Source organism: Myxococcales bacterium, assembly GCA_022563535.1.
Classification (GTDB): Bacteria; Myxococcota_A; UBA9160; order UBA9160; family UBA4427; genus DUBZ01.
The window spans coordinates 1-11329 of record JADFNE010000095.1; the positions used below are offsets into that span (position 1 = coordinate 1).

An 11329-nucleotide genomic window follows, 5' to 3' on the forward strand; every position below is an offset into this window, starting at 1 on the left:
CCTCTCTGGACGTCAACATGGCGAACAGGAGCGACCACCCGCCCCAGCAGATACGCGCGTCCGTGCAACTTCCTCGCAATACCGAGAAAGCGCCGACTGTGTACGCGTCCGTCGGTTGGCTGTTGCCTCACATCTGTCAATTGGGAGTCCTGCTCAAGCTTGCATTGACTTGGCAGCAGGCTCGGGCACGAAACTGACGCGAACGCCAGTCCGGTTTCCTGCTCACTAGCTGGCAAGCCGTCCGCGAATGTACGCTTCGCTCAATCTCAGTGCGTGGTGCAGGACCGCTATGAAATATGACCCTGAACTGGCGCCCCGCTCCATCGAGGCGCCAATGCGGTGTTGACCTTGCGACCTACTTCGGGTTCGAGAGATCCGGTCGCAGGATCACGATGTCGCGTGTTGCGCTTTCGATCGCATTGAGCCCGGCCCGATAGATCAGGCCACCCTCAGCGGGACCGAACGCTGCGCTCAGCAGCTCCGGCGGGCTCATCTGCTTGTCGAGATCGGCCAGGTCCTGAAGCGGTCGCACGGCCACATAAACTCCCAGATCGCCGATCACCGGCTGCCAGGTGATGATCTTGGCTGGATCTCCGACCTTGGGAATGGCCTCCGCCACCTTGCGCAGCAACTCCTCGCAAGCCTCGAACTCACCGTTTCGAGCGCGAATCGTTGTGTTTGCCGAAAGGGGTGGCGTTTCGACAGGTTGGTCTGGCTGATAGCTGAGATCCGCGCGCTCGGTGAATACGCTGAGACGAACTTCCAGAGTGCAGGCGTTGATCGCGGACTCCGTCTTCTGCGCTTGCTTCTCCCCCAGCAGCCGCGTCACCATTTCGGGTGCTTGGCCGCGCTGGGACAGCGCGTTGAAGTCATCTGATACCGAACTGAAGTGAACGGTCTGCAGGTCACCCATCATCACCTGATGCGCGGTCCAATGAAAACTCTCACCCGCATCACGTGCCCGCTGGGCGATATCAGCTACAAGCGCTTCATGCTCCTGGATCTTCTCGGGCCGAATTCGAACGGAAAGTACACTTTGTAGAGGCATATTCATTTCCTTCGTATGTCTGCCCCTGCATCGGCTGAGCAGGAGAAGATTTGGGGTTACGAAGGGGTGGAAATAGTTGAACAGGGTGCCACGCTACGGGGGACTTCTAAAGCTGATACCGAGACAACTCCGAGCCAGCGGCTGGAGGGGCTACCGCCTTCGAAGGATGTGGCCCTGAATAACAGCCACCTCTTCGGAAGTTTTCAAACTACCATGACGAACCAGAATGCGCAATTGCTTGCACGCGTCCTGCACAAACATTTGGGTCGGAGTGCGGGCGTAGAAACTAACTGCGACGAACTACCTTCTGTTGCGTACGGATACGCACAACCGGATGAACTCGAGAGTTTCCGCGACAAGTAGGGAGTTCCACCGTTGTTTCAGACAAGTGAACTATCTACTGACCAACATTGTCATCGACACCTGGCGGTGGCTCGAGTTGTCGATCCACCCGTTGCTCGGAACTGTCCCAGGCGCGCTGGAACGCATCCATGGTGCGACGAGGCTTGGCCTGAGTGCCATTTGTCGCGCTTGGCTTGCCGGGATTATTCGCAAAAAGTCCCCCGAAGGCAGCATCCACACCGCGATGGCCAACTTCCGCGCCTACCCAGACCGCGGCAACGAGAAGACACGCTGCGATAATCTTGCGCACCTATTCTTTTTCTCGATCCAAGAACTGAAGAAATTCGGGAGCGGGAACTGGCGGACTGAAGAGAAAACCTTGAAGTTCTTCGCATCCGAGTTCGCGAAGTGACTGCGCCTGCTCCTCGGTTTCCACACCCTCTCCAACCACCGACATCAGAAGATGGTGCGCCATCGAAATGATGGCCCCGCTGACGGCCAAGTTCTCAGCGTTTTCCGGGATTCCCTCAACGAACGAGCGATCGATCTTCACGCGAGTAATCGGGAATCGCCTGAGATACGTGAGCGATGAATACCCAGTGCCAAAATCGTCCAGCGTGAGGCCGATTCCCATGTTGTCCAGTTCCTCGAACGCAGCATCGATCAGCTTGTCCTCCTGCATGATCGTGCTTTCCGTGATCTCGAGATCGAGTTGCGCAGCGCTCAATCCAGTCTCTTGCAGGGCCTCTCGCACCATTTCCACGAAGTTCGACTTCCGGACCTGATGGCCGGACACGTTCACCGCCATGCGGATGGGCCGGAAGCCGTCGTCCTGCCAGGCGCGAGCCTGCGCGCAGGCTGTACGGAGTACCCACTCGCCGAGCGAATCGATCATGCCCGCGTCCTCCGCGATTGGAATGAATTCTTCTGGGGAGATCGGCCCGAGTTCGGCGTTTTTCCAGCGGACCAGAGCTTCGGCCGCAATGACTCGGCCGGTTTCAGCATCTCGCACCGGTTGGTAGCTCACGGATAATTCGTTGCGAGACGATGCCTTGCGCAGTCGTTCCTCGAGGTCGAGCTTTCTTTCGGACTCGGTGTTCATCGACCCCGAGTAGAACTTGAGATTGTTGCGCCCCAGTTCCTTGGCGCAGTACATCGCGGTGTCCGCGTTTTTTAGCAGTGTTTCGACGTCCTCTCCGTCTGTGGGATAAATCGAGATGCCGAGGCTTGCGGTAACAACGAGTTCGCGGCCCGCCACATCGAAAGGAGCGCGCAGCGCTTCGAGCACGCGTCGCGCTGCGCGGTCTGCGCCGTGGGCGTCAGAGATCCCGCTGAGTAGAAGCGTGAATTCGTCGCCCCCAAGGCGAGCAACACCCAGCTGCGAGTCGTTATTATCCGCGTGGGTAATCGTGTCGCTAAAACGTACGATGCCCACCAATCGTTTCGCCACTTCACACAGAAGTGCGTCGCCCACGGTGTGGCCGAGTGTGTCGTTTACGCGTTTGAATGCATCGAGGTCGAGAAAGCAGATGGCGAAGAGCGTGCGCTCTCGACGGGCATGAAGCCGAGCCTGCTCGGCTCGATCCCTGAACAGACGACGGTTTGGCAGGCCCGTTAGCGAATCGAATTGAGCGAGCTGACGATTCACTTCAATGGAATGCTTGACGAGCTTTCGGAGCAGGAAAAAACACGCCAAGGACAAACACGAAATGCCTATGAACAGTCCGAGAAGTTGCGCGGGGTCCAGAGGGGCAAAGCCCAGACCTTCGCTCAGTGCTCCGGCGTTCAAGGCCGTGTAGCGACCGATCATGTAGCCCAGGGCGGCGAGAGGAATGACCGCGCCCAAAAAATAAGAGACGAATGTTCCGCGGTCCGGATCGCCGGAGGTCAGCGAATACGGGTTCTTCGTGGAACCGAGCATCGGATGTCCTCCTTGTACTACTGCTACTGCATATTTCGGCCTGCCCGCGTCTCCGCATTAGGCCTGTACGCAATCCGGGCTCTACACTCCCGATCCGTCATGGTTTTACTCATCCTCCGCCAACTACTCCCCATTTTGGCCGGGAAACCGGCTTTCCCGGAGGAGTCTGCAGGCGATCGCGCGCTGAGGCGCGTCTTACGCTCCGGAGCCGATGTAGTCCACCAGCATGCCACTGGTGCGGCGCAGACGAGCGCTCAAATCCCTGGCAATCATCAACACGAACTGCAGGGCGAGGCGAGGTTTGTCGTCGCTCAAGCTCGCGAGACCCTCCGGGTCGAGGATCATCAGGGTCGATTCACTGACAGCCCGGACCGTGGCGGAGCGTGGCCGCCCGTCGATCAATGCCATTTCGCCAAAAGTCTTCCCCGGTCCGATCCGCGCGAGGGACTTGCTCAAGCCGTTCGAATCCAGCTTGACGATCTCGACCGCGCCGCGGATCACCAAACACAGAAACGCTTCCAGTTCGCCCTCGGCAACCACGAGATCACCTGCCTCGGCGCGGTACACTCGCCTGGGTATCGAGAGTGCTTCCAGCTCCGAGAAACCAAACTGATCTGCCCAGCGGGACGTCTCGAGCAATTCCGCTTTCGCCTCGGATTGGAGATTGAACAAGTGCAGTCGATCTAGGGAGCTCGAGTTCATCAATACGTCACTGAGTCCGAAGCTGAAGGCCCGTGTCTCGACCTCAGTCGCCGCGGCGCGCGGCGTGGTACACGATTTCGGTTCCACCAATCCTGAAGCAATCGTCGTCTTCGAGGAACCGCTCTTCGTCGTTGAGCACGCCCATCAGGTAGGTGCCGTTGGTGCTGCCGAGGTCGCGCAGGACGTGGCCTGCAGCAGTCCTGGTGATCGATACATGCTGTCGGCTGGCAGATGGTTCTTCCAGTACGAAGTCTACGTCGGGTCCGCGGCCAATTGTCGTGATGTCGCTCTCCAACTCGACTTCGGCGTACTTCCGAGAACCGCCCACAATACTGAGATACGCGTGCTTGCGAATCGAAACCGGCATGATTGTTCGCTGACTTTCACTGCGTGCCGGAGCAACACCGCCGATGGAGATGGTCTCGGCGCGCCGGGGCGAGGAGGTTTCCGTTCGCTCCGAATCCCGAGAGACGTCTGAACCAGACTCTGAATCGGGCGCCTTTGAACCAAGCGCCTTTGAACCAGGCGATTTCGAACCAGACATCGGGACTCCTGTAGTTGCTGCAGGTCTCTGCGTGCATCACGGTTAGACGAGGCATCGGTAATCCGCACCAATCTCCGAAGGACAGAAATCGATCGGCAGCGAGAACCGGGCACGCGGTGCATACAGGCGAACCCAGCGTCCGCCGATATAGAGCGCAATGGCTGCGGTTCCCCGAAGAAAAAAGACGCGATCGTCGAGTGGTACAAAGTCCCGATCCCAAATCCTGTGGAAGCAGGCGATCGAGGCCCGGGTGCAATGGCCTGCTCTCCTCCGAAGACCCGAATTGATTGGGCTCGTGCTTCGCAAAACCGCGCTCCATCATGCGATCTTTGCCGCGGTACTCATAGGAATCCATCTCGGAACTGGGATACTACTCGGAAAGATCGACGAGTTCCTCGCAATCGACCCAGGCGCACCGACAACTTGGATTGCCGCCGGCACTGTCTGTGCCACGTTGGTCTGGGGTCTCAGCGTCTGGGTCTCAATGCCGCGAGTGATGAACTTTGCAGCGCTGCGGGCCCGCGGCCTGACGATCCGAGCCGACCACCGCGTAAAGGAAGATCCGCAACTGGGGCTCGAACTCTACCGCGAGGCACTGCGACAGTTGGTGAGTTCCCCCAGTCGCAGCGAGATCGAGCGAAAGATCAGAGCGCTCGAAGCAACGCAGGCCCGTCAGGTAGGGGACGAATCTTCCCACGCCCTGGATACTGCGGCGTCTGTGATGAGGACCGATGCAACGCTCATCCAACCCGTCGAACCTCCGGAGTCGCGAGACGAAGCCCACGCTGAATCGGTCGGACCCGACGGGCGTTATCTGCTGCATCGGGAACTTGGACGCGGCGGGATGGCGGTCGTCTTCCATGCCACCGACCAAGTGCTCGGACGCGACGTAGCCCTGAAACAACTCCCCACTCAGATGTGCTCGGAAAAGGAGTTGACCGACCGCTTCCACCAGGAGGCGCGCGCCCTCGCAAGTCTCAGTCATCCGAACGTGGTGCAGATTTTTGATCTCTTTGATCACGACGGTCAGCTCTGGATTGCGATGGAATTGACCCGTGGAGGAGACCTTGCGGACCAGATGGATCTGCGGGGAGCTTATTCACCGCGCCAGGCTTTCGAGGTCGTTGTACCCATTGCGAGTGGCCTCGCGGCGGCTCATGCCCGGGGCATCATTCACCGTGACATCAAGCCGATGAATATTTTGCTTTCGGAAGATCTGACACCGAAGCTCACCGACTTTGGTCTCGCCAAACTGATCGAAACGTCGGTCCACACCGTCGCGGGGGCCACAATGGGCTCCCCGCCCTACATGAGTCCAGAGCAAGCCGGCGGCAAGGCGACAGACAAGGCGACGGACATGTACTCGCTCGGAATCACGCTCTATGAACTGCTTTCGACGCGAACTCCCTTCGAGGGGGACATGTCTCAGGTCATGGCCCAGCACATCACCCAACTTCCCGATCCCCTCATCGACTTGTGTCCGAAACTCGCGCCGGAGATCTCGGAACTCGTGGCCTCGATGCTCGAGAAGGATCCGAATCTGCGACCCAGGGATATGGGCTGCTTCGTCGCCAGGGTCGAGTCGCTGGGTGTACTCGACGAGGCTTGAACGATCCCACGAGTCGACTCTTCGGCTCCGGCTTGCGAAAATCAGCAATCGATACGACAATCCGCGGCGATGCGAATTTTAAATCGATGCAGACATGAAGCGGTCATTGCGGCTTGCGTGATCGCGATGATGGAACTCGTTGGAGACCCTACTCGCGCCTCGGCCGAGCAAAAGGATTTTCGGGGCACACCCTTGTTCCGCGAAGTGGCCGGTCCAATAGCCGGGCGCCCTATCCTGCTGCTCCATGGCGGGGCCTTCAGCTCAGCAACCTGGAAGGAACTCGGGACCATCGACGCGTTGGCGGCGGCAGGCCACCGAGTATTTGCCGTCGATCTGCCCGGTTTCGGGAAGTCTCCGGCCAACCGTGGCGACCTCTCCACGTTCGCTGTGGACCTCCTTGCGCACTTGAAAATCGACCGCGTGGTCCTGGTCTCTCCGTCGATGAGTGGCAGAGTCAGTTTCCCTCTGGTGTTGAATCATCCGGATCGCTTGGCTGGCTACGTTCCGATTGCGCCCGTGGAGTCCGTCCAATACGCAAAGAGGTTGAAGAACAGCCCGGTGCCCGCGCTGGTAATCTGGGGCGAACGGGACAAGCTATTCCCACCAGCACAAGCCACGTCACTGGCGGCGAGCTTCAAGAAGGCGGAAGTCCTGATTCTGCCCGGTGCTCGCCACCCCGCATACCTGGACCAGCCGAAGATGTTCCATGACGCACTGCTGAAGTTCATCGCTCAGCTCGACGATTGAACCCAAGCGACCTGACGTAGGTTGGAGCCAATCGAAAGCTTGAACTGCCTCCGGGCAGACGGAGAAGACATCCCCATGGTCGACGTCTCGAAACAAGTGAACACATCAGAAGCACTTCGCCTGCTCCTCATGATTGCGGGTATAGCCGCTGCGGGAACTGGAATTTTCGGGATTGCCTTCGGCTCTTTCTGGGCAGCGACAGGACTGGAGATCTTTGACGGAGTCAACGCGCTGCAGAACTTGACAACCATTCTCCCCTTCATCCCCATATCCCTGATTGCTGTGGGTGTTTTCCTGATGGTCAAATCCAGGCTGTAGCGCCGTGCTAGAGCGCCGCAAGGCGCAAGCGCTTCTTGCTCCAGGCGCAGACGCGCAATCCCCAGGCGATGAAACCGCCCCAGTAGTAAACGTAATCGATAGGATTGATATCTCCGTAATAGTTGAGCTCGAACCAATACGTGCTCCAGACCAGTCCCCAAAGGTAATAGATGCTGGCTGTGTGCAGCGTTCGCCACTGCTTTGGGCTCAGCTTGCGGCGCACGGGCATGAATGAGGTCAGCGTCATGGCGGTCAGGAGCAAATAGCCGGGTATCTGGGTCGCCAGGTCGGCAACGGTAAATACTTCGTCTACGTAGTAGTGCCAATAGCCGATCACCATCCATAAAATGAACAACAACTGCCAGGCCATGCCACCGGCAAAGCACAGACCGATGATTCGCCGGTTGCGCATCAACCAGCGACTCAACTCGCCGGGAAATAATTGTTGCAGAGACGACGCGGCAAAGGCCAGGTAGAGCCAGGGAACCGAACACCGAACCGACACCTGGATCAAAGAAGAAATGTCATCGGGATTGGACAAGTCGACTCGGGTCATCGCCGACCCGACAAGCAGGGAAATTGGAATCATGATCAATGCATACAAATTCCAACCATTGACGGCCTTGCTCTTCAGTGTCACCGCTAACGTCCTATCCATCTTGTTTCACAACCACCATTATGTTGATCAGTTCGACATTCACACCGGGCACACCGGGAAAGTTTCTCTCGCTTCACACTCAGCTCTGTTCGACGTCTTGGGAAGGGCGATGTGGGCGCCCATGATATGTTCGGGCGTCCTGCAACGCGAACAATTCTAGTCGTAGATTGCACTTTTTCTTCGCCAGGGGCGTACTCCCTGGATTCGCCTAACATGGCCCTTATCGAGGAGTGAGGGGGCCTCCCCAAGACATCCCGCACCACGATGCGGAGTATGAATTGACATGAAGGTGGACATGGTCGCGCGCGAGCCGGAGGAACTGAACACCACCTCCGTCGCGCTATTGCGTCTCTTGCTCCTGGCGTCACTCTGTACCGCGATCGTCTTCGCGGCGTGGCTGCTCTGGCTCGGCAGCGCACACGAGCGGACCCCCTGGTATGTCGGCGCCGTCTTTCCCGTATTCACGCTGACAGCCGCCTCCCAGTGCTTCCGCACGGCTGCGAAGTTGGGGGGGAGCCAGCGCAAAGCCTGGCGTTTCTTCGGCACGGGCTGCTTGAGCATCGCTGTCGGAGAGCTGATGTGGGCCAGCCACGACTTGTTCCTGGGCATTGCACTGCCCGCATCCGTCCCCATGGACGCTTTCTATCTCGGGTTTCCCATCTGCTTCATCCTCGGATCCTGGCACTACCGCATCCGAACTCCGTCCACAGACGATGCATTCATCCAGATTGGCAACCTTGGGATCATTTTCTCCGCAACCCTGCTCATGTACATCTTCGCCAACGTGGACTTCCTCAGCGGGTCGATTCCAAGCTACTTCGCGGACATCACGGTCTTGCACGGAACCTTCAACGTTTCCGCATCCTTGTTTGCGTTGATCGTCCTCTGGCTCCATGGCTGGGGGCGCCGACGTCAGGTCACGTCGCTCATCTTCATCGGCCTCTGCTTCAACGCGTTGGACAACTTCATGTTCATCGGCGCCTTGATGGGGGATGGATATCAAGTGAGTTCTCTCTCGAGTGGCTCGATTCTTGTCTGTGCATCGTTCATCATCTGGGCCGCCTTCGAGCAACGCCACATGAAAGACGAAAATACAGCCCATGGGTCCTCTGCCGAGAGCCAGGCATTGGCAAAACAGTGGGAGAGCCTGCTTCCGCCCCTCGCCTTCGCGGGGGTGCTCGCGGTCGCCCTGGTTCAGCGCGACCGACTCGTCGCAAATCTGATCCCTTATGTCACGATTGCCTCTTTGGTCTTCATCAGCGCACTCGCCATGCGCAACTGGTGGGGCCATCGTCTCGAGAGCCGACTTCGCGTCAAGGCGCTGCGCAGCCAATCTGCGCTGGAGGGAATCAATCACGAACTCGCGACCCAGAATGTCGAGCTTCGCACGATTCAACTCAAACTCGAGGAATCCCAGGACCGCTTGGCATTGCACCGAGAACAACTCGAAGTGTTGGTCGCCGAGCGAACCCGCGAGCTGGAAACGTCGCGCCAGGCGCTGCACAGGTCAGACCGCCTGGCATCCCTCGGCACCCTCGCCGCGGGCCTCGCCCATGAACTCAACAACCCGCTCGGAATCATGCAACTGCAGGCGGACGACGCCCTGATCCTGCGCGACAAGGCCAACTCTGAGAATGCGCTGAGGGGCATTGTCGAACAACTGCGACGCTGCGCAGAGATCGTCAGAAGCGTGTTGCGATTCTCACGGGATGAGACGTCACAGAAGCGTGCGGTCGAGCTCGCCGACGTCCTGCTGCGCTCGGTGAAGCTCGCCGACCACTACGCAACCCGGTCGAACGTCAAAATCGAATGCCAGATCGAAAGTGGGCTCGATTGCGCTGGCGACCTCGGAGCATCCACCGTATGGGGGAATGCGATCGAGCTGGAGCAGGTGATCGTAAATCTGCTGCGCAACGCAATCGAAGCGAGCGAGAGCGGATCTCGGGTGGCAGTTGAACTGTCTCGTGTAGGAGAGCTTCTTAGGCTGCGCGTAATCGACAAAGGCGCGGGCATGACGGATGAGACGCGGGAACACGCATTCGACCCCTTCTACACGACGAGACGCGATGAGGGTGGCACGGGACTGGGGTTGAGCGTTGCTCACGGCATCATGGAGCAGCACGGCGGGTCGCTGCAGGTCCACTCCCATGAAGGCAAAGGGGCGACGGTCACAATGGAAATTGCGAGGCACGAAGAGGCCTAGCGATGATGGCGCCGCCCCGCTGCTGGCTAATGCAAAAGGCCAGCTTCCACGAAGGGAAGCTGGCCTTTTGCGTTGCACTCTTGGACTGCGAGTAACTTACTGCGGGCCAGACCCGCAACACGGCCTAGTTCTTGCGCTGGGCCGCCGAGATGACACCAAATCCGATTGCGAAGACCAGCGCAGCGCTGGGCTCGGGAATGATGAAATCATCGGTAGAAATGATCCAACCGTCTACGGCCCCTGCTTCACCTAGGTCGGAGTACTGCCCGCCCCAGTGCCAATCCTCAGTGCCCTGCACGTAGCCACCCGTTAATTGGAAGGTCCAGACGTACTCACCTACGAGGTCGCCATTGATGTCGGAGTCGGAGTAAATGTCGGAGTAACCGTCAACGCAGACCTTGAAGAGATTCGGCATGTCTGTACAAGGGCTTCCCAGCCCTGAAGTTATGTTTCCAGCTATCGGTTCAAACCATCCGCCTGAGAGGTCGACATCCCCGGGGCCCGTGACGCTGAGGAGCATCAACGTAGTCAAATCCCAGTCCTTAATTGCTCCGAAGCCGATCTGGTTGAAGCCGTCCCGGCCTCCGTCAAACCCGTTCGTGTCGAGGGTCATCACAACGAGCCAGATCGAATCCGTCATGGGGTCCATATTTGAATTGGTAATTTCCATTTTCAGGCTCGAACCGTGAGCACCGCTGATCGCCGAGTAACCGAAGCCGGCCACCCCTTACGGGGGCCAGAGACCGAATTGAACAAGAGGTCCAAAGAGGAGGGAGCTCCAAAAATGAGCAGGAATCGAATTATCCGTTGGGTAGCCTGTAGCATTCTGTTGGCCCTTTTGAGTCCGGTGGGTTTTGCCACCCTGGCCTGGGCACAGGAGGAAGTCGCCGCTGCGGCTGCGGTGGAACCAGAAGCTGTGGAAGCGGAAGCTTCTGTATCCGCTGCCGTCACCGAGGCCATTGACAGCAAAGTCGGTGAAGTTCAGCAGAATTTGAACATCGTTTGGACCATCCTTTCCGCAGCGCTCGTCTTCTGGATGGGCGCGGGCTTCGCCATGCTGGAGGGCGGCTTTACGCGCGCCAAGAACGCCGGAAACATCATGGCCAAGAACCTGATGACCATTTCGGTGGCTGCGGTCGCTTACTGGGCCGCCGGTTTCGCCTTCATGTTCGGAATCAGCAGCGGTTTGATGGTGGGCGCTAAAGCCGCCGATGTCTTTCCCGCTCGAAGTTTGGGG

Annotated in this window: 12 protein-coding genes; 5 read left to right on the forward strand and 7 right to left on the reverse strand. The window is 58.5% G+C overall.

Translation table 11 applies throughout. From position 1 onward, the window contains the following. Window positions 1-355 precede the first annotated feature (355 nt). The 5 genes from IH881_18630 to IH881_18650 form a co-directional block, all read right to left on the reverse strand. Window positions 356-1048, reverse strand: coding sequence for a hypothetical protein (locus IH881_18630; protein ID MCH7869716.1), 693 nt, complete (start codon window positions 1046-1048; stop codon window positions 356-358). Window positions 1049-1445: 397 nt separating this feature from the next. After that, a complete protein-coding gene (locus tag IH881_18635) occupies window positions 1446-1700 on the reverse strand; it encodes a hypothetical protein (GenBank protein MCH7869717.1) in 255 nt (84 codons plus the stop codon). Next, window positions 1701-3311, reverse strand: coding sequence for an EAL domain-containing protein (locus IH881_18640; GenBank protein ID MCH7869718.1), 1611 nt, complete (start codon window positions 3309-3311; stop codon window positions 1701-1703). A gap of 195 nt (window positions 3312-3506) precedes the next feature. Next, a complete protein-coding gene (locus IH881_18645) occupies window positions 3507-4013 on the reverse strand; it encodes a cyclic nucleotide-binding domain-containing protein (protein MCH7869719.1) in 507 nt (168 codons plus the stop codon). 43 nt (window positions 4014-4056) lie between these two features. Beyond that, window positions 4057-4557 (reverse strand): FHA domain-containing protein, encoded by a 501-nt coding sequence (locus IH881_18650; protein MCH7869720.1) that lies wholly within the window; start codon window positions 4555-4557, stop codon window positions 4057-4059. Between the two features lie 295 nt (window positions 4558-4852). On the opposite strand from IH881_18650, the gene IH881_18655 reads away from it, so the two are divergent. From IH881_18655 to IH881_18665, 3 genes are all read left to right on the forward strand, one after another. Then, on the forward strand, window positions 4853-6166 hold the full coding sequence (locus IH881_18655) for a serine/threonine protein kinase (protein MCH7869721.1): 1314 nt from the start codon (window positions 4853-4855) through the stop codon (window positions 6164-6166). 69 nt (window positions 6167-6235) lie between these two features. After that, window positions 6236-6913 (forward strand): alpha/beta fold hydrolase, encoded by a 678-nt coding sequence (locus IH881_18660; protein MCH7869722.1) that lies wholly within the window; start codon window positions 6236-6238, stop codon window positions 6911-6913. Window positions 6914-6988: 75 nt separating this feature from the next. Beyond that, window positions 6989-7231 carry a hypothetical protein gene (locus IH881_18665; protein MCH7869723.1) on the forward strand — a complete coding sequence of 81 codons (243 nt, stop codon included), beginning with the start codon at window positions 6989-6991 and terminating at the stop codon, window positions 7229-7231. A gap of 7 nt (window positions 7232-7238) precedes the next feature. Here the strand turns inward: IH881_18665 and IH881_18670 are convergent, their stop codons facing one another. Continuing rightward, window positions 7239-7889 carry a hypothetical protein gene (locus IH881_18670; GenBank protein MCH7869724.1) on the reverse strand — a complete coding sequence of 217 codons (651 nt, stop codon included), beginning with the start codon at window positions 7887-7889 and terminating at the stop codon, window positions 7239-7241. Between the two features lie 283 nt (window positions 7890-8172). Between IH881_18670 and IH881_18675 the strand changes: the two genes are divergently transcribed. After that, window positions 8173-10092, forward strand: a complete 1920-nt coding sequence (locus tag IH881_18675; GenBank protein ID MCH7869725.1) for a HAMP domain-containing histidine kinase — start codon at window positions 8173-8175, stop codon at window positions 10090-10092. 124 nt (window positions 10093-10216) lie between these two features. Here IH881_18675 and IH881_18680 read toward each other — a convergent pair whose 3' ends face one another. Continuing rightward, a complete protein-coding gene (locus IH881_18680) occupies window positions 10217-10762 on the reverse strand; it encodes a hypothetical protein (GenBank protein MCH7869726.1) in 546 nt (181 codons plus the stop codon). A 114-nt stretch (window positions 10763-10876) separates the two neighbouring features. Here IH881_18680 and IH881_18685 point away from each other — a divergent pair. Beyond that, window positions 10877-11329: ammonium transporter (locus tag IH881_18685; protein MCH7869727.1), on the forward strand; the 453-nt coding region annotated here is incomplete at its 3' end.

Coding starts and splice junctions, on each gene's coding strand:
- IH881_18650 (MCH7869720.1), bottom strand. CDS start 4,557: ATGTCTGGTTCGAAATCGCCTGGTTCAAAGGCGCTTGGTTCAAAGGCG.
- IH881_18670 (MCH7869724.1), bottom strand. CDS start 7,889: ATGGATAGGACGTTAGCGGTGACACTGAAGAGCAAGGCCGTCAATGGT.
- IH881_18640 (MCH7869718.1), bottom strand. CDS start 3,311: ATGCTCGGTTCCACGAAGAACCCGTATTCGCTGACCTCCGGCGATCCG.
- IH881_18665 (MCH7869723.1), top strand. CDS start 6,989: ATGGTCGACGTCTCGAAACAAGTGAACACATCAGAAGCACTTCGCCTG.
- IH881_18630 (MCH7869716.1), bottom strand. CDS start 1,048: ATGCCTCTACAAAGTGTACTTTCCGTTCGAATTCGGCCCGAGAAGATC.
- IH881_18675 (MCH7869725.1), top strand. CDS start 8,173: ATGAAGGTGGACATGGTCGCGCGCGAGCCGGAGGAACTGAACACCACC.
- IH881_18660 (MCH7869722.1), top strand. CDS start 6,236: ATGCGAATTTTAAATCGATGCAGACATGAAGCGGTCATTGCGGCTTGC.
- IH881_18680 (MCH7869726.1), bottom strand. CDS start 10,762: ATGGAAATTACCAATTCAAATATGGACCCCATGACGGATTCGATCTGG.
- IH881_18645 (MCH7869719.1), bottom strand. CDS start 4,013: ATGAACTCGAGCTCCCTAGATCGACTGCACTTGTTCAATCTCCAATCC.